We start from the raw sequence: 17,007 nt of genomic DNA, 5'->3' as shown, positions 1-17,007 counted from the left end.
TTGTATCTGGACCGTCAGGCGCCTAGCAGCGCGACCAGTCCAAACAGCCGCGCCAGGGCAGGAACGGTCATGAGAAGCAGAAGCCCCGCGCCGGCGACACCCGGTACAACCCAGAGGTAGCGATTCTGCTGACGTGTGGGCGCATAGGCCCCCGACTGCGGAAGTAATCGGATCACAAAGATCAAGGCCACGTTACACGCCACGAGTGCCATGAATGACAATGTGCGTGAGAAAGCAGGATCGTAGCCGCGGCTCAGCAAGCCTGCATATAGACCGAGCACCAGCATGGCGGCCACCGCGCCTGCCATCGCCCCTTTTCCCAATGCGCGGTTCGACAGCAGGCGCGCACCGGCGCGGCGCGGTGGCGTATGCATCAGGTTCTCGCGTTCAGGCTCGTTCTCGAACACGACTGAGCAGACGGGGTTGATAATCAGTTCCAGAAAGACGATATGAACGGGCGCAAGCAGCGGCGGCCAGCCGACGAAAACCGGAATCATGGCTGCGGCGATCATCGGGATGTGAACAGCGACCGTATAGCTGATTGCCTGCACGAGATTGGCGTAAATACGCCTTCCCAGTCGGATCGCTGACAAGATTGGGGCAAAGTCGTCACGCAGCAGGACCAGCGAAGCTACCTCGCGCGCAACTTCTGCGCCGCGCAGTCCCATCGCAATGCCGATGTGCGCCGCCTTAAGCGCGGGTGCGTCGTTCACGCCGTCGCCCGTCATCGCGACCACCTGACCACTTTCCCTGAACGCGTTGACGAGCCGTAATTTTTGCTCTGGCTTGACACGGGCAAACACGTCAACGTTTTCTATGGCCTCGTGAAGTCGCGCGTCATGCATCGCTGCCACTTCCTGCCCGGTCACGATCCGCGTGCCGTCGATGCCGACTTCGATCGCAATAGCCCGCGCCGTCGACGGATAGTCGCCGGTAATCATCACCACGCGGATGCCGGCCGCCTGGCATCCGGCGATAGCGCCAGCGACCTCCGGCCGGACTGGGTCCAACAACCCGACCAGCCCCACGAAAGAGAACTCGAAGTCATGCTGCTTTTTTGGCCAGTCGGGATGTGAGTGGCGTGCCTGGGCCACCCCAAGCACCCGCAGTCCGCCCGATGCCATTTGCGCGGCCTCATCAAGGACAGTCTGCGTATCCCGCTCGTCCAGGTGACACAAAGCACAGACCGCCTCCGGCGCGCCCTTGCAGGCTACTGCATGATGGTCGAGTTCTGGCGCTTGCCATGCGTGGGACATGGCCGGCAACTCCGGTGTCAGCGCGTACTCGTGAACCAGCGACCAGTCCTCGTGGAGACGTCCTGTGCCGGCGAGCCCAACCCGGCCTGTTTCATGTAATGCCCGCTCCATTGGATCGACCGGTTCGATTTCACTGGCGAGCACCAGATATTCGATGAGTTCGTGATACGCCTCGTCAATCCGTTGCGTTGTCTGATCGATGATCTGCCGTTTTCCTCGCGCAAACAGCACGCGCACGGACATGCGGTTTTGCGTCAATGTGCCCGTCTTATCGACGCACAGCACTGAGGTCTGGCCGAGGGTTTCGATGGCGCTCATACGGCGCGTTAGCACGCCTTCGCTGGCGATGCGGCGAGCCCCTAGCGCCATGAACACGGTCAGTATCACCGGAATCTCTTCGGGAAGAATCCCCATGGCCAGCGTGATCCCGGCGAGCACGCCCGGAAGCCATTCCCCGGAGCGCAAACGATAGGCCACGACGAGCAGCAGACACAGTACGATCGCAGCCAACGTAAAGCGATTGACGAATGTTCTCGTCTCCAGTTGCAGCGGCGAGCGGGCTTCCGTAATGCCGGTCAGCGACTTGCCAATGCGACCGAGGGTCGTATTTGACCCCGTCGCGGTCACGATCATCTGCCCCTGGCCCTGCACTACCATTGACCCGAACAAAAGCTGCCCGCCAGGATCTTCCACCGGAAGTGCATTGGCTCGCGCCACCGACTTGTTCACCGAAGCGGACTCGCCTGTCAATAGCGACTCGTCTACGCTCAGTTCGTGAGCATCCGTCACCACGCCATCGGCCGGCACGCGTGCGCCTTCGTCGACGAAAACCACGTCGCCGGGCACCAGTTCAGCAGCGGAAACGAGTTGCCTCTGCCCGTCCCGAAGTACCTGCGCACGGGGCGCGGACAGCTCGCGAAGAGAGTCGAGCACCCGCGCGGTACGATGGCTTTGAAAGACCGTCAGGAAGACAATTGCGGCGACAAACGCGAGAAGCGCCAGCGCCTCCGACACATCTCCGAGCAGAAAATAGATGCCGGTTGCGCCGAGGAGCAGAAGAAACATGGGCTCACGGAGTACCTCCCCAAGCGTTTGCCACCAGGTGCGGCGGACCTTTGAGTCCACGACGTTACGACCGAAGCGGGCGCGCAACTCCTCCACCTGCCTGCCCGACAGTCCGCGCTTCCTCTCGGCGTGCCCGACCGGCGGTGCGGGTTCGACGTGGCCAGAGACTATGTCCGGAGCGGATTGAACGGGATTTGTCTGCATTCTGGTGCCCATCGGGACGCGGATTGAGTAACGAAACAGGCCGCTCAGGAACGAGCCTTTTCCAGACAGCTTTTACAGATGCGTATGACTCCGTGACGATCCGGATCCTCCCAGTAGAAACGCAAATCAAACGCCGCCGTGCGCGGGCACCTGGATCTTTCTGGTTTCCGTGATGTGACGCGTTTGCGCTCCGATCTGGTGGCGCCCTGCCGGTAGCCGGACAAACAAGAACGGGCCCTCTATCCGAACGGACAGGATGGGTCGCCCGGCGCCCGACGTTATCGTTACATCAATGTCGGACAGATAGTTCCCTGTCTTCGAGGCGAACGTCATGCGAAGGTTGTAGCCTGGCGCTGCGGCGCGAAAAGCCTGAACTTCATCTTCGCCCACACCGCCAGTTATGTAGGAGACGCCGTTTTGCGAAGCGGGCTGCGGTAGCGATTGCGCGAGCGCAGCGCCACCTGCGCAGGCACAGAACAGGAGAGGTAGAAGCAACGAAACGCGCGCGTTAATGAACATGGCAATTCTCGATATGCGAACTTTCTGGCGACGCAGGCGACCGAAGCCGTGATTTGTTGTCGCTTGGACACGGAAGGTTCAATACGCTGCCGACAGGTGCCCTGCGCTGACAACGTATCCATTTTCAGAATGACGCCGGACGAACAGGCAGGTGTTGACCTGCGTCAAGTGGCTGACTTCCGGGTGAAATAGCCTGAAGTCAGCTATCCGTCGCTGCGGCGCGACGCGACCGACGATCTGACTACCGAATTGCCGGAGGTGGATGATGATCAAGCTGATTCCAGGGCGGTGGAGCATCTTGGGAGCACTGCTGATATTTTCGTCTTCCGTTGTCGTAGCCAAGGAGCTGGCGACGATCGAAACGCATACCCAGCGATATGGTTCTCACATCGCCATTTCGGCTTACGACGATCCTCTCGTGAAAGGCGTGACCTGTTATGTGTCAGAGTCGCATTCCGATGGCGCACTGGGAAGTGGACGCATGACCCATGGGACGGACCTGACGGCTTCCTGCCATCAGACAGGCAATATCCGCATTGCCGAAAATGTTCCCAGGAAAACGCAGGTATTCACGACCGAGTCAGATCCAACTTTCGACTCGCTCCATATAATCCGGATACTGGACACCGAGCGTCACTCGCTTGTCTACTTCACGTACAACGAAGACGAGGTTGCGGGTGACTTGCCCGGTCGCATCGATGTGATACGGTTGCCAGCAGGTCCCAGGATGCCCGCCAGATGATTGACCGTCGAGATTTACTGCTACGCCGCGCTCAGGGAATTCATTCGCGCATAAGAAACATACAAACCATATGTTCCGATTGACACGGAAAGTCATATCGGGTTGTTCCATGCCTGCCATCGCGGCAGGCGTCGAACGAGCCTCGATGGAAGAAACCACGGAGTGGTCCGATCCGGTCGGCGTGCTGGACGCTGTGGCGATTGATAGGCCGGGATGGCCAGCAATGTTGATGGATGTGTGGTGCGGTGGGATGCTGGATGGGCGCTGACGCAGTGATGAAGCGGTGCAGTGGCGCAGTTGTGCGGTAAGGCGGCCCACGTGCGCGAGACTGCGCGAGACGCCAGGCGCAGACGCCCGAGCCGCCTTTCTATGCGTCGGTATCAACGCCCACCGGCGAGCGCAATCAACAGCCGCTTTTACCTGGCTATATCGCCGGATTGCGAGTTGCCACTCTGCCCGGACCCGTAACCGGCGCCATCGCGTGAGCGTGCGTCGTGCAGACTCTTGCGGAACTGCGCCGCCTGGATTTCACCGTCGGGGAAATCGGCCCAGTCGAGCGGGCTATATCCACTTTGCTTCGCCTGAATCGTCTGCGCGCAAACCTCCGCGCGCGTGAGGGACTGCTGGCTCTGCTGCGCGAACGACACGACCGGCGCGCCAAGAGCGAAAGCAATAGCAAGCGCCTTGATCAGCGATTTCATGTTAGCCCACCTTTCTAAACAGTTTCGAGTGCTGCTCGCGGACGCAAGCAGCCGACCAGCACAGTTTAGTCAGGCCATGACACCAGGGCAAACACTGAATCGAGAATTGATGCGCAGAGCGCCTCCAGCCGCGGCCAAAGCAGGATGATGGCCGGCTGTTATTGATCGCGGAGCCGAGACTTTTATTACAGAACTCTTACCTCTCGACTAAAACTGGGTCAAGCAATACCGTTCGTTTTCCGAACTGTTTACGTCTTCAAGAAACTGGCCGCACCTCGAACGTGTGCGGCCAGCGCGTTTCCGATCGGCTTACCGGTCGGCTCACGCTTCCGGTGCGCTGGGTTCGCCATCGACCAGGCGCCAGACGCCCAACGGATTGGCGTCCCGCACCGCCTCTGGAAGCAACATGTCAGGTAGATCCTGATAACAGACCGGCCGCAGGAAGCGGTCAATCGCTGTCGCACCGACCGACGTGAACATCGAATTCGACGTCGATGGGTATGGACCGCCGTGCACCATCGCATCGCAAACCTCCACGCCCGTCGGAAAACCATTCGCGAGAATCCGGCCCGCCTTGCGTTCGAGCACGGGCAACAGGCGCTTCGCCTCAGCCACGTCCGCCGGATCGATCTGTAGGGTAACGGTCAACTGCCCCTCGAAGTGCTCTGCCAATTCGAGCAACTGATCGAAATCGCGGGCACGCACCACGACGGATGCGGGACCGAACATCTCCGCTTTGAGTTCGGACGACGCGAGCAGGCGCGCCGCCTCGGTCACGTAAAGCACAGCCTGCGCGGCATTCGCACGCTCGCCGGCAGGCTCACCTTCGGCCACTTTGACTACGCCCCTCACGGCGTCCGTGCCGTGTGCGCCGGCGCGGTAAGCATCGAAAATCCCCGGCGTCAACATGGTCTGAGCCGGCTTCGAAGTCAGTGCAGTCGCGGCCGCGTCAACGAACCGCTCGAGATCCGGACCATCCACGGCGAGAACGAGGCCCGGATTCGTGCAGAATTGCCCCGCGCCCATGGTCAGAGACTCGACGAACGCGTTGCCGATTGCTTCGGCGCGGTTCGCAAGCGCGGCGGGAAACAGGAACACCGGGTTGATGCTGCTCATCTCCGCGTACACCGGAATCGGCTCTGGGCGCGCGTTGGCAAGTTGCATCAGCGCGATCCCGCCCTGTCGCGAGCCCGTAAAGCCGACCGCCTTGACGGCCGGATGCGAGACCAGCGCTTCGCCCAACTGCCGACCCGCGCCGAACAGCAGCGAGAATGTGCCCTCCGGCAAGCCTTGCTCCTTGACCGCCTTCTGGATCGCACTGCCGACCAGCTTCGAGGTGCCCAGGTGCGCGCTGTGTGCTTTCACGATTACCGGCGCGCCAGCGGCCAGCGCGGCAGCGGTGTCGCCCCCCGCCACCGAAAAGGCAAGCGGGAAGTTGCTCGCGCCGAAGACGGCGACCGGCCCCAGCGGCATTTTCGCGAGCCGCAGATCCGCGCGAGGCAATGGTTGACGCCCAGGCTGCGCGCGATCGATGGTGGCATCGAGAAAGTGTCCGTCGCGCACCACTTTCGCAAACAGACGCAACTGACCGACCGTGCGCGCACGCTCGCCCTGAAGGCGTTGCACGGGCAAGCCCGTCTCCGCGTGCGCGCGGTCGATCAGTTCGTCGCCAAGTCCCAGAATGTGCTCTGCGATGGCTTCGAGCAGCGCCGCGCGCTTTGCAAGCGGCGCTGCTCGATAGCGGTCGAAAGCGTTCGCAGCCAGCGAAGCCGCGCGCTCGACCTCCGCGACGCCGCCCATGCCGAACACCGGCTCCGCGATTTCCGAGTTGGTTGCGGGATTGAACGCGAGCCGCTCGCCCTCGTTGCCGCGCACCGCAGCAAAGCCGATCAGCATCTCTCCATTGAGAGTCATAAGGGTTTCCTGTAGTGAGTTGAGTGTCCTTGTGTTTTTTCGCCGGCGCGCAGGTGTGGCGAGTCTCGCGATTCGCGGCGCTTTGGAAGCTATGCGGCGATGAGTTGCGGCACGCGCGCCGGCACGGCTAAGTGCATAGCCACTTCAACACGGGCCGCACGACCGGCGGCGGATAGACACACCATGAGCCGTCGTCATGCCGAAAGAACACGATCGCGAATGTTCCGGATGAGCGCGCGACTTCGGCTTGCACGGCTCGCCACGGCATTTTCGTAGTGCGGCCGGGCCGCGTGACCCGGAACTGTCCGCCGTTGCCGAACCAGTCACCGACAAGGGTGCGCAGGGAATGGTGCTGACCACTCATAGACGTCTCCGCGCTTTGCGGACGTGTTGGCGTGTCCACGAAGCTATTTCAGCAAATTCGTTCGTGCGCCAACACCAAACGACCCGAACTGGCTCTCAGCGACTGGAGAAGGCAAGCCGGTATGGGCATCATCGGTCGCCAGGCGGACACCGTCCATTGAAGATAGACGCCAGAGGTTTAACCAGAACGTTAAGGCGAGCCAGCTCACTGGAATGTCTCGCGCCGGGCCAGTGGCTTGAACAGTCGACTCCACGCGGCACTGACGAGGATCGTCGCGCACCCGCCGAGCACCACCGAACCGACCACGCCAAAGGCCGCCGCGGACACACCGGATTCGAATTCACCGAGTTGATTGCTCGCGCCGATGAATAGCGTGTTGACGGCCGCCACGCGCCCGCGCATGCGATCCGGCGTTTCCAACTGGACCAGCGTCTGGCGCACGATCACGCTGATCGTGTCGGCGCCACCCGAGATCGCCAGCAGCAGCAGCGAAACCGGGAACGAGCGGGACCCTCCAAACGCGACGATCGACGCGCCGTACACTGCCACGGCAATCAGCAGCTTGCGGCCGACACCACTGCGAATCGCCCGTCGCGACAGCACCAGGCCGACACACAGTGCGCCCACCGCGGGCGCGGAGCGCAGCAAACCCAGCCCTTGCGGACCTACGTGCAAAATCTCCTTCGCATAGATCGGCAGTAGCGCAGTAGCGCCGCCGAACAGTACTCCGAACAGGTCGAGGGAAATCGCGCCGAGCAGCAACGGGTTGCCCCAGACGAAACGCAAGCCGGCCAGCACCGTTTCGGCCGTCACGGGCTCACGCGGCGGCGCAACGTGGTCATAACGGATCAGCGCGTATAGCACCGCGCTCACGCAAAATAGCGCGATGCAGGTCAGGTAAAGCGCTTTGATGCCGGCCGCGAACAGCAAGCCGCCGAGCGCCGGCCCGGCGATCACGCAGACCTGCTGGACCACTGTACTGAGCGCCATCGAACGTGACAATAACGCTTGTGGAACGAGCATCGGCAACAGCGCCTGCTGACCCGCCATCTGAAACGGCCGGATCGCGCCGAGCACGAGCGAGAGCCCGAGCAGCAAGTCGCGGCTCACCGCGTGCGTGATCGTCGACACCGCAAGCAACGTGGCGATTGCGGCCTGAGCCGCCAGGCAGACCGCGACGATCTTGCCGCGATGCAGCCGATCGGCGCAATGTCCGGCGAACAAAGTCGTTGCGAGCCCGGGCATGAATTGAAACAGCCCGACCAGCCCCAGATACCAGGCGCTCGACGTCAGATCGTACATATGCCAGCTGATCGCGAGCATGAGCATTTGCTGGGCGGTGATCGAACCGGCGCGGGCGCTCAGGAAACGCGTCAACGCCGCATGCTGGAACAATGCCGCCATCCCTGACTGCGCGTCCAGCGCGGACGAAGACGTGTACTTGGTCGGGCTCATCGGTACATGCAGCCTTTTTCGGTGAACTTGCGAGTGTTTTTTGTCAACGGGTGCCGGCGGAACCAAACCGCTTGGGACGGCGGCACTTCGAGCTCGCTTTCATTCACCTTCGGCGCCCACTTGCGCTGCAACAACACCACGTTGCTCGTCGCGTCAAGGATCAGAAACACGAAAATCGCGGCGACGGGCGGCGTGTAACTGCGGCCGACATGTTGGCCCGGTCGACGAAGGAGATCATCGGCCCAACCGCGAGCAGCATGAGAATGCGCCAGCGATTCTCCGCGTGACCCGCTTTACGTACTGTGATCTCCACCACTCGGCTCCGATTTTTTCCCTAGTTATCCGAACTTAACTTCCGACATTCAACCGAGGCTGCCAGTCACATCGTCGAACAGCTCGTCGACGGATAGGCGGCGCGGAATGATCTTCTGATCGAACGCCCAGTCGACCGCCAGTTGCAGCCCCTTGCGGTTCGCGTCGAGCCCGAGCGGCGGAAAAATCGCCGGCACGCCTTCGGCGAGCGAGCGGCTGTCCACGATCATCCGGTACAGATCACGAACGATGTCAGGACGTTGCTTCGACAGCTCTTCGTGCACCACGAACATGTGGTTGATCGGCACGACGCCAGTGCGCGAGAACCAGTCCTTCGCGGCAGCGTGCGCGTCGGGCACTAGCGTGCGCACGCGCTCGTCCTTTGGCATGTCTTCGCCGAGCAGCGCCGCTGCCAGCTCGCCTTTGAGCATCATCTCCGGGATCGACGATCCGGCCGGCAAACGCTGGCAGTTTTGCGGATCGCTGTACTCGGCCAGGTGGCCGTCGCCGAGCGTCATCCACACGACCTTGTCGAGGTCCACGCCGTACTCGTGGCGCAGGATGCCACGAATCCACAGCGCGGTGGTCTGCGTGTAGGTCCGCACGCCGACCTTTTTACCTTCGATATCCTTAGGATCGAGATGCCCGAAGTCGATGTTGTAGCCCGCGCAGTGATGCTGGAAGCGGCCGGAAATCGGCGTCGGCAGAAGCACGTACGGCTTACCATAGGCCTTGGCCTGCAGAAACGTGACGATCGCGAGTTCGCCGGCGTCAAATTTATTCTCGCGCACCATCGCCTTGAAGCCGTTATGCGCGGGAGTCGGTCCGCAAAAATCCAGCGTCACCAGATCCGACGATACGCGTCCGTCGCGCATCGCCTTCGTCACCGCGTATTCGGCGAGATTGGTGCGCAACGTCGGCGCACCAGTCAGCGTCGTTGTCATGGATATATCTCCTGTTGCTTGTTACCTGAAAAATCGCGAGTGAAATCGCGAATCAAAGCCGCTTCAAAGTCGAACCTCGATCAGGCGCGGACCCGCCTCGCGAGCCGAATCGACCAACGCCTCGTGAAAGTCCTCCGCTGTCTCGACGGCGGCGCCCGGCACGCCCATGCTCCTGGCCATCGCCAGCCAGTCGATGCGGGGGTTGTCGATGTCGATCATCGACAGCGCGCGTTCGCCAGGCGCTCCCGCGCCCATGTTCGCGTACTCGGCCTTCAGAATCGCGTAGCTGTTGTTGGCGAAGATGATCGTCGTGACGTTCAGGTTCTCGCGCGCCTGGGTCCACAGCGACTGGATCGTGTACATCGCGCTGCCGTCGCCGACCATGCAGAACACGCGCCGATCCGGGCAAGCGAGCGCCGCACCCGTCGCGACCGGCGTCGAATAGCCGATCGAGCCGCCCATGTTGTTGATCAGGTCGTGCGGCCGCGCGCCCATCGTCAGGCTCATGGACTCGCGGCCCGTCGTCAGCGATTCATCGACGACGATGCAGTGCTCGGGCAGCGCCGCCGCCAGCGCGTGAGCGATGCTGGTGGGATTGAGCGCGCCGCTGGGCACCGGCGTTTCGATGCGCGGCTGCACGAGCGCGGCAGTGCCGGTGGCGCCGAGTGCCTGCAGCAGCATGTCGAACGCGAATTCGCTGTCCTCGTCGGCCTCGACCAGCGGGTGGACCAGCGTGCCCTCGGCCTTCAGCAAACTCGGCCTGTCCGGGTAGGCGAAGAAAGCGACCGGCTCGGTAGTCTCGACCGTGACGATGTGCTTGAAGTCCTTCAGAAACGCGAGCGCCTGTGGCACCGCGTACGGAATCCGCGCGAGCGGCACACGGCCCGCGCCACGCTCGATGCGCGCGGTGAAAAACTGCGAGCCCAGCCGCGCGCCGGTCGCCGCCGCGATCTGGCCGGCTTTTTGGAGCGCCGCGCCGCGCGTCGCCTTGTTGGCAAGAATGAATAGAGTAGGCTCGCCGGAGCGCAACACCCGCGCGACGTGCTCGATGCGAGCGGCGCTCGGCGTCTTGCGGCGGCTTTCGACAGCCAGAGGCAGCACGCGCGCCGCGGCGGTCTGCTGCCACGACGTGTCGCCGGGCAGAATCAGCGTGGCGATCTGCCCCGGATGCTCACTGGCTTTCGCGACCGCCTGCGCGGTATCCCAGCCGATGCTGTCGGCCGATTCGACGCGCCGCACCCAGTGGCTCAGCGGCCGCGCAAGGCCCTCGATATCGGAGGTGAGCGGCGGGTCATACTTCAGATGCGAAACCGAATGCTCGCCGACAACGTTCACCATGCCCGACGAAGCGCGCTTTGCATTGTGGATGTTCGCAAGACCATTCGCCAATCCCGGTCCGAGATGCAGCAGCGTCGAGGCCGGCTTGTCCTTCATCCGGTACCAGCCGTCGGCGGCGCCAGTCGCCACGCCCTCGAACAGGCACAACACGCTGCGCATTTTCGGGTTGTTACCCAACGCCGCGAGGAAGTGCATCTCCGAGGTGCCCGGATTGGCGAAGCAGATGTCCACGTCCTGATCGACCAGGGCCGCGACCATACTTTCCGCGCCGTTCATCAGTAACCTGCCACTTCGCGTGCGAGACCGACCACGCCATAAGTCCGCTGCGGCGCCGACATCAGGAAGCGGTAGCCCTCGTCGATCAGGCGACGATGGTTCCTGGCCGTGACGTGCGGATTGCCGACCACCACCTTGTGCTTGTGGCAAGTCTCGGCGATCCGGCGCATTGCATCCGCGACCTCGGGGTGCTCGTATTGCCGCGCGAGACCCAACTCCTGGCTTAAGTCACCCTCGCCGATCAGAATGAAACCGATGCCGGGCACGTTAGCAAGAATATCGTCGAGGTTCTCGATGGCCTGCGTGCTCTCGCACATCAGCCCGACGAGAATCTCGCCCTGCGGCGCCAGCGGCCACACGTCGGCCTTTTCGTAGTATTCCTGCACCGAAAGCCCCCAGTAGCGCGCCGCATTGGCCGGGCCGTCGCCGCGCACGCCCTTCGGCTCATACAGCGGCGCGCTCTTGGGCCGCGCATAACGGCAGGACGCGACAGCGTTGTAGGCCTGCTCGACGGTCGCCACATGCGGCCAGATCACGCCGTAAGCACCGCGGTCCAGCACCTGCTTGGCAAAGCTCTGGTTCATCTCGACGCCATTGGCCGGGATTCGCGCCAGCGGTGTCACCTTGGGGGCCACCGATGCGGACTCGGCGATCTGTTTGCGGCTGAGCATGTACTGCAGAGCGTCGCCGAGCGCGCTCACGTCATACGGGTTGTGCTCCATTTCGAAGACAATGCCGTCGTACGGCGAATCGCTCATTTCGATGGCGGTCTGCTTATCGAGCTTGGCGAAAGCGGCATGCGCGGGTTTGCCCGATTCAAAGGCGCGAATGATGCTGTTGAGACGGTTGATCGACATAGGAATCTCTCTTTCTCGCTGCGGCGCCGCTCAGTGACGGCACACGCGGTTGGCATGTTTCGAAGCTCAGTTCAAGGCTGTGTACAGCTTCCGCGCAGTCTTGCCAAAGATCCAGGCGCGGTCTTCCTCGCCGAGGCTGGCCAGCCCTTCTTCAGCCGTCGCCAGAATGTCTTTGAGTTCGCCAGGCGAGGTCGGGAAATTCGAGCCCCAGGCGAGGCGCTGCGCGCCGAATGCCTCGACCACGCGCGGGAAGAAGGTCTGCGCGCTGGCCTTCTCTTTCTTCACGTCGCCGAAGATGCGTGGCGTGAGCTTGAGATAGAGGTTGGGCAGGTCGGCCATCGCGAACAGGCTGGCCGCGTTGGCGTAGGGAGGCCCGTCGAGCACGTCAGGCCGGCCGAGATGGTCGAGAACGATGTTCACGGCCGGGAATTTCTCGGCCAGCATGCGCACTTGCGGCAGGCCGATCGGCCCGGTCTGGATGCACATGGGCAGCTTCAGTTCGGCGAGCATTTCCCACGCCTTGAAGGACTTCGGATTATCGAGCTCGCTAGGATCGAAATCCTTGGTCGAGCCGCCGGTGAAGATCCGCAAGCCGGCAAGGCCTTGATCGGCCCAGGCCTTGATCACTGCCTGCACATCGTCGGCCAGCATATCCACCGAACCGACGGCGATGAGCCGATCCTTGTAGCGATTGCAACTGTCCACCACATAGCTGTTGTCGAACCCGTAGGTCGTCGATGAATGCACGACCGTGGCCTTGGCGACGCCGGCCTCATCCATCGCCGCGATCAACGCTTCGACCGTGTTGGGCCGCTCCTGCGACCAATCCGAGCGCTTGCCGAACAGCGGCGCGGGCGGGTAGCGCTTCTCGTCGTCCGAAATGATATGCGGATGAATATCGATGATGCTCATGGTCTCCCTCCTGTTATTCGCCTGCTTACAGGCCCTTGGTCTTGAGGTGCTGGTCGAGGCGCGGATACACGCGGCGCGCATTGCCCTCGAAAATGGCATGCCGGTCGGTCTCGCTTAGCGCCGCACAGGCGTCGACGTAGCGCTTGGTGTCGTCGAAATACTCGCCGGTGTCGGGGTCGCGGCCTCGCACGGCGCCAACCATTTCCGAGCCGAACAGCACGTTGCTCGTCGGCACGACCTTGGTCAGCAGTTCCACGCCCGGATGGTGGTAGACGCAGGTGTCGAAGAAGATATTGTCCAGCAGACCTTCGAGCGGACGCTTGGCGATCTCCAGCGACATGCCACGGTAGCGGCCCCAGTGGTAAGGCACCGCGCCGCCGCCATGCGGGATCACGAGACGCAGCGTCGGGAAGTCCTTGAAGAGATCGCTCTGCAGCAACTGCATGAACACCGAGGTGTCGGCGTTCAGATAATGCGCGCCGGTGCCGTGGTGACACGGGTTGCACGAGGCCGCGACGTGAATCATGGCGGGCACGTCGAGATCGCACATCGCCTCGTAGAGCGGATACCACTCGCGGTCCGTTACCGGCTTGCCGGTCCAGTAGCCGCCGCTCGGGTCGGGATTCAGGTTGCAGCCGACGAACCCCATTTCCTCGACGCAGCGGCGCAGCTCGGGCACGGAGTTTTTAGGCGGCGCCAGCGGCGACTGCGGCAACTGGCAGACGGGTACGAAGTTGTCCGGATAGATGTCGCAGACGCGGCGCACGAGGTTATTCGACACCTCGGCCCACTCCAGGCTCGTGCGCTCGTTGCCGAGGTGGTGGCTCATCAGGCCGGCGATCGGCGAGAACAACGTGAGGTCGCCGCCGCGCTCCTTTTGCAAACGCAACTGGCCGTTGCCGACGCCCTCGCGGATCTCGTCATCGGTTACGTGTGCTCCCGAGACGGACGGCGCGTTCGCCGGGTCGTTGGCAAACTCGATCTGTTTGGCGCGCCAGTCGCGGAAAGAAGCCGGGACGGTCGTGAAGTGGCCGTGGCAATCGATAATCATGTTTCTGGTTTCCGTGCGGGATTCAGACGCGGGGATCAACGAACAGCTCGCTCATGGATATGCGCCGCGGCGTCAGGCCTTGCTTGAATGCGGTGGCTTCGAGAGCCTCGATGGTCTTGCGGTTTTCTTCGATGCCATAGGGCAGCGGGTCGTGGCCGACGATCTTGCGCAACTCGAGATACTTCGCGTTCTTCTTGTCGGTGAGTTCACCCGCATCGAGACGAGCCAGCCACTCCTGCTTGGCACGATCGAAAGCGTCGTAAATCGACCTGGCCACCCAAGGATGCTCCGCGAGCACCGAATCCTTGACGACGATCGTGCCGTGCATCGGGTACACGTCAGTGCGGGCGTAATACTCGGCTTCCAGCTCGGCCGCGTTCGGGAACAGATCGGGATAGTCGGCTTCGACTTCCTTCCAGCCGCCCGTCGGCGCGCCCGTGCGGCCAATGCCCGCGTTGGCGCCGAACCCGGCGGCCAGTTCGCCCTTCTCCATCATCTCCGCAAGCGAGGTGCCGTCCGGCGCATGAATGACATTCGGCGGCAGCTTGAGCTGCGTGACATGTTCTTCGTCATCCACCACCCAGGTCACCTTCGACGAATCAAGGCCGAATTCGTCCATCAGCACCTGACGCGTCCACGCGCCGGTCGTGACCGAATAGGCGCGCACGCCGACCTTCTTGCCCTCGAGATCCTTGGGCGTCTTGATCCCCGCGTCCGGGCGCACCAGCAATCCGGAATGATGGAAACGACGCACGACAAAAATGGGCAGCGCGACGAAAGGCGCGCCATAGGCGCGGGCAATGATGTAGGTGGTCGGTGCCAGTTCGCACACATCGAATTCAACGTCGCGAACCATGCGGCGAAAGGCGCCGATTTGCGGATGGACTGTGATGAACTCGGCGTCGACGCCCTCGATAGGGATCGAACCGTCACGGATCGCGGCGGTGTGCGGGTGCTCCGCAATGGCGATCTTGAGATGTACTTGCTTGGTCAATTTAGTCTCCTGTGACTTGGACAATCGAATCAGCCTGCGCTCGCCGTGCTAGGTCAGTCCCGCTACGGAGCCGGGCGGCTATTCAGGTGATCTCGTTGACTCAATCATCTTGCCGCGCCGGCTTTGCGTCTATTGAATTAAGCTGCGAGCCAGTTAACCGTTCGGTAAAGTCGGGCCAGAAGCGCGGTGCGCGCGGCGCGCAAGGCGCCGGAGAGCGTCGTGCGCAGCGACATACAAGCTCTCGCGTCGTGGCTACCAGGGTTGAGCGCCCGGTTGCGTTGACCCGATGGCTAACGGCAAACGCCGCCCGCGCCGATGCCGACGCCGGGGGTTGAACATCGACGAGAGGGCGATAAACGACAGACCGACCGGCGCGAGCCATCACCGACCCACGCAGATCAACGATGCCTGAATGCGCGCTTATTGCGCATCGGTGGCAGGATGGCTCCGGGTTGCTTTGGCTGGGGGCGACACCGCGCGCGCAGCGGTCCCCTGTCCCGTTTGAAGACGCTGGGCGGCCTCTTCCAGACACGCGAGCATCAGTTGCGCGCTCGGTGTGAGCCCGCGATTGCGGTTCCACAGCACACCGGCCGGCCGTAGCAGCCGCGGCAGACTCAACGGCAGCGTATGCAGCGGTTGCGGGGTGTCGCCGCCCGGCGTCCCCGCCATCACCGCGATAAAGTCCGAGATCTGCAGCTGCGCGCGGGCAACGTGAATCGACAGGGTTTCGATGTAGTTATTCGTCAGCGGCACGTCATGCGCTTCGAGCGCGCGTTCCAGCGGATCGCGCAGAATCGAGCCGAGCGGCGGCAGGATCCACGGGAACGGCCGCAAATCCGACCATGCGAGCGTCTTTCTGCGGGCCAGCGGGTGATGCCGGCCGGTCATCAGCGTCACCGGTTCTTCGAGCAATTCCTTCTCCTCGAAACTGCCGAGCGTATCCGGCGGCGGCAGTCGGCCCACCACCAGATCGAGATGGCCTTGCCACAGTTCGGGCAGCAGTGAGGCCGTCGTGCCTTCGGTGACCATCACGTTGGTGCCCGGAGAGCGCTCCTTCAGCAGGCTCAATGCCTGCGGTAGCAGCACCGAAGCCGAGGCCGGTAACATGCCAATATGAACCTTGCCCTCAGTGCCCGAACTAAGCGCCTTCAACTCGTCGCGCGCATGATTCAGTATGGTCAGCATTTCGCGCGCATGACGAATCAGGCAATCGCCATACTGGGTGGGCACGAGGCCCTGCGCGGTGCGCGAAAACAGCGTGAGTCCGATGCCCCGTTCGAGTTCCGCAAGCGACTTCGAGACGGCGGGCACGGTCACGTGCGTGACGTCGGCCACCTGGGTCAGATTGCGGTACGTGTCGATCGTCACCAGCAGGCGCATATGGCGCGCTTTCAGATTGATCTGCAGATACCAGTCGAGAGCCGACACGTCGAGTACCTCCGCGGTTTCGCCAGTTCGTTCAAGCAACATGCGGCGGTGCAACGGTCGAGGCTGCGCGCCGCCGGATCTTTTGGGTCAGTCTTTCGGCTCGAGCGCGTGCAGCGTCATGCCGAGCGAAATCGAAGTGAAATAGCCGATCGTGACAAGCAGTTCGGCAATCACCGCGCGGCCCAGCCCGACGTCGTAACTGTCGAAACGCGCGTCGTCGATCGCGGCGCCCGCGAGCAGGTCGTCGACCGCCTCGTAGACCAGGCCGAAGCGGTCATCGCCCGCCGCAGGGCGGCGCTTCTCCAGAATCGCGCTGACCATCGCCTCAGGCACACCCGCCTTCAATGCATGCCGGCGATGGTTGGCGATCACGTAGGGAGAATTCCAGAACACCGCGGTCGCCAGAATCGCGACTTCGGTCTCCGCCTCGCTGAGCACCGGCGAGCGATCGACGTGGGTGCCGATGATCTCCATCCCGGCCGCAAGATTCGGGTTGTGCAACCAGATGTTGAACGGGGTGGGAATACGCCCACGCCCCTCGCCCAGCCGCGCGATGACCTTCTTTTGCTCGTCCGAGGCCCCCTCTGGGTCGATGCGTTCGAGTCGGTTATTCGTCATGCGATTTCCTTCCAGGGTTGATTCAGCAATCAGGGGCGCAAGCCGCGCAGCCATGTC

Annotated in this window: 16 protein-coding genes; 2 read left to right on the top strand and 14 right to left on the bottom strand. The window is 62.6% G+C overall.

The window, feature by feature from the left end; all coding sequences use genetic code 11:
- Window positions 1–14 precede the first annotated feature (14 nt).
- Both B0G82_RS33330 and B0G82_RS33325 read right to left on the bottom strand, forming a co-directional pair.
- Window positions 15–2,525, bottom strand: a complete 2,511-nt coding sequence (locus B0G82_RS33330) for a cation-translocating P-type ATPase (protein ID WP_121311008.1) — start codon at window positions 2,523–2,525, stop codon at window positions 15–17.
- A gap of 126 nt (window positions 2,526–2,651) precedes the next feature.
- Window positions 2,652–3,044, bottom strand: coding sequence for a carboxypeptidase regulatory-like domain-containing protein (locus B0G82_RS33325; protein ID WP_241974944.1), 393 nt, complete (start codon window positions 3,042–3,044; stop codon window positions 2,652–2,654).
- Window positions 3,045–3,309: 265 nt separating this feature from the next.
- On the opposite strand from B0G82_RS33325, the gene B0G82_RS33320 reads away from it, so the two are divergent.
- Both B0G82_RS33320 and B0G82_RS41150 read left to right on the top strand, forming a co-directional pair.
- Window positions 3,310–3,786 (top strand): CreA family protein, encoded by a 477-nt coding sequence (locus B0G82_RS33320; RefSeq protein WP_121311006.1) that lies wholly within the window; start codon window positions 3,310–3,312, stop codon window positions 3,784–3,786.
- 145 nt (window positions 3,787–3,931) lie between these two features.
- On the top strand, window positions 3,932–4,054 hold the full coding sequence (locus B0G82_RS41150) for a hypothetical protein (RefSeq protein WP_258875644.1): 123 nt from the start codon (window positions 3,932–3,934) through the stop codon (window positions 4,052–4,054).
- 148 nt (window positions 4,055–4,202) lie between these two features.
- Here B0G82_RS41150 and B0G82_RS33315 read toward each other — a convergent pair whose 3' ends face one another.
- The 12 genes from B0G82_RS33315 to B0G82_RS33260 form a co-directional block, all read right to left on the bottom strand.
- Complete coding sequence (locus B0G82_RS33315) at window positions 4,203–4,487, bottom strand: DUF4148 domain-containing protein (protein WP_121310366.1); 285 nt, start codon at window positions 4,485–4,487, stop codon at window positions 4,203–4,205.
- Between the two features lie 321 nt (window positions 4,488–4,808).
- Window positions 4,809–6,401 carry an aldehyde dehydrogenase (NADP(+)) gene (locus B0G82_RS33310; RefSeq protein WP_121310365.1) on the bottom strand — a complete coding sequence of 531 codons (1,593 nt, stop codon included), beginning with the start codon at window positions 6,399–6,401 and terminating at the stop codon, window positions 4,809–4,811.
- A 127-nt stretch (window positions 6,402–6,528) separates the two neighbouring features.
- Window positions 6,529–6,765: a hypothetical protein gene (locus tag B0G82_RS33305; protein WP_121310364.1), complete on the bottom strand. Its 237-nt coding sequence runs from the start codon at window positions 6,763–6,765 to the stop codon at window positions 6,529–6,531.
- A 204-nt stretch (window positions 6,766–6,969) separates the two neighbouring features.
- Window positions 6,970–8,169: an MFS transporter gene (locus tag B0G82_RS33300; RefSeq protein ID WP_116148787.1), complete on the bottom strand. Its 1,200-nt coding sequence runs from the start codon at window positions 8,167–8,169 to the stop codon at window positions 6,970–6,972.
- Window positions 8,170–8,582: 413 nt separating this feature from the next.
- Window positions 8,583–9,476: a phosphate ABC transporter substrate-binding protein gene (locus B0G82_RS33295; protein ID WP_121310363.1), complete on the bottom strand. Its 894-nt coding sequence runs from the start codon at window positions 9,474–9,476 to the stop codon at window positions 8,583–8,585.
- 63 nt (window positions 9,477–9,539) lie between these two features.
- Window positions 9,540–11,090 (bottom strand): acetolactate synthase large subunit, encoded by a 1,551-nt coding sequence (locus B0G82_RS33290; RefSeq protein WP_116144400.1) that lies wholly within the window; start codon window positions 11,088–11,090, stop codon window positions 9,540–9,542.
- Window positions 11,090–11,947, bottom strand: a complete 858-nt coding sequence (locus B0G82_RS33285; protein ID WP_116144398.1) for an aldolase/citrate lyase family protein — start codon at window positions 11,945–11,947, stop codon at window positions 11,090–11,092. Before B0G82_RS33285 ends, B0G82_RS33290 begins: the two co-directional genes overlap by 1 nt.
- A 66-nt stretch (window positions 11,948–12,013) precedes the next feature.
- A complete protein-coding gene (locus tag B0G82_RS33280; protein WP_116144396.1) occupies window positions 12,014–12,859 on the bottom strand; it encodes an amidohydrolase family protein in 846 nt (281 codons plus the stop codon).
- Between the two features lie 25 nt (window positions 12,860–12,884).
- Window positions 12,885–13,910: an amidohydrolase family protein gene (locus B0G82_RS33275; protein ID WP_116144394.1), complete on the bottom strand. Its 1,026-nt coding sequence runs from the start codon at window positions 13,908–13,910 to the stop codon at window positions 12,885–12,887.
- Window positions 13,911–13,932: 22 nt separating this feature from the next.
- Window positions 13,933–14,904 carry an ABC transporter substrate-binding protein gene (locus B0G82_RS33270; RefSeq protein WP_121310362.1) on the bottom strand — a complete coding sequence of 324 codons (972 nt, stop codon included), beginning with the start codon at window positions 14,902–14,904 and terminating at the stop codon, window positions 13,933–13,935.
- A gap of 420 nt (window positions 14,905–15,324) precedes the next feature.
- Window positions 15,325–16,374: a LysR substrate-binding domain-containing protein gene (locus B0G82_RS33265; protein WP_241974942.1), complete on the bottom strand. Its 1,050-nt coding sequence runs from the start codon at window positions 16,372–16,374 to the stop codon at window positions 15,325–15,327.
- A 45-nt stretch (window positions 16,375–16,419) separates the two neighbouring features.
- Window positions 16,420–17,004, bottom strand: a complete 585-nt coding sequence (locus tag B0G82_RS33260) for a carboxymuconolactone decarboxylase family protein (protein WP_241974940.1) — start codon at window positions 17,002–17,004, stop codon at window positions 16,420–16,422.
- Window positions 17,005–17,007: the final 3 nt, after the last annotated feature.

Origin of the sequence: Paraburkholderia sp. BL17N1, from assembly GCF_003634175.1 — a bacterium.
Classification (GTDB): domain Bacteria; phylum Pseudomonadota; class Gammaproteobacteria; order Burkholderiales; family Burkholderiaceae; genus Paraburkholderia.
The sequence above is the reverse complement of the archived record's forward strand: the minus strand, read 5'-3'. Positions and strand labels throughout refer to the sequence as shown.

Bases quoted from the DNA above. Each gene is read 5' to 3' on its own strand.
- B0G82_RS33305 (WP_121310364.1), bottom strand. From the start codon at position 6,765: ATGAGTGGTCAGCACCATTCCCTGCGCACCCTTGTCGGTGACTGGTTC.
- B0G82_RS33300 (WP_116148787.1), bottom strand. From the start codon at position 8,169: ATGGCGGCATTGTTCCAGCATGCGGCGTTGACGCGTTTCCTGAGCGCC.
- B0G82_RS41150 (WP_258875644.1), top strand. From the start codon at position 3,932: ATGGAAGAAACCACGGAGTGGTCCGATCCGGTCGGCGTGCTGGACGCT.
- B0G82_RS33260 (WP_241974940.1), bottom strand. From the start codon at position 17,004: ATGGCTGCGCGGCTTGCGCCCCTGATTGCTGAATCAACCCTGGAAGGA.
- B0G82_RS33320 (WP_121311006.1), top strand. From the start codon at position 3,310: ATGATCAAGCTGATTCCAGGGCGGTGGAGCATCTTGGGAGCACTGCTG.
- B0G82_RS33265 (WP_241974942.1), bottom strand. From the start codon at position 16,374: ATGTTGCTTGAACGAACTGGCGAAACCGCGGAGGTACTCGACGTGTCG.
- B0G82_RS33330 (WP_121311008.1), bottom strand. From the start codon at position 2,525: ATGCAGACAAATCCCGTTCAATCCGCTCCGGACATAGTCTCTGGCCAC.
- B0G82_RS33310 (WP_121310365.1), bottom strand. From the start codon at position 6,401: ATGACTCTCAATGGAGAGATGCTGATCGGCTTTGCTGCGGTGCGCGGC.
- B0G82_RS33290 (WP_116144400.1), bottom strand. From the start codon at position 11,090: ATGAACGGCGCGGAAAGTATGGTCGCGGCCCTGGTCGATCAGGACGTG.
- B0G82_RS33295 (WP_121310363.1), bottom strand. From the start codon at position 9,476: ATGACAACGACGCTGACTGGTGCGCCGACGTTGCGCACCAATCTCGCC.
- B0G82_RS33280 (WP_116144396.1), bottom strand. From the start codon at position 12,859: ATGAGCATCATCGATATTCATCCGCATATCATTTCGGACGACGAGAAG.
- B0G82_RS33285 (WP_116144398.1), bottom strand. From the start codon at position 11,947: ATGTCGATCAACCGTCTCAACAGCATCATTCGCGCCTTTGAATCGGGC.
- B0G82_RS33325 (WP_241974944.1), bottom strand. From the start codon at position 3,044: ATGTTCATTAACGCGCGCGTTTCGTTGCTTCTACCTCTCCTGTTCTGT.
- B0G82_RS33275 (WP_116144394.1), bottom strand. From the start codon at position 13,910: ATGATTATCGATTGCCACGGCCACTTCACGACCGTCCCGGCTTCTTTC.
- B0G82_RS33315 (WP_121310366.1), bottom strand. From the start codon at position 4,487: ATGAAATCGCTGATCAAGGCGCTTGCTATTGCTTTCGCTCTTGGCGCG.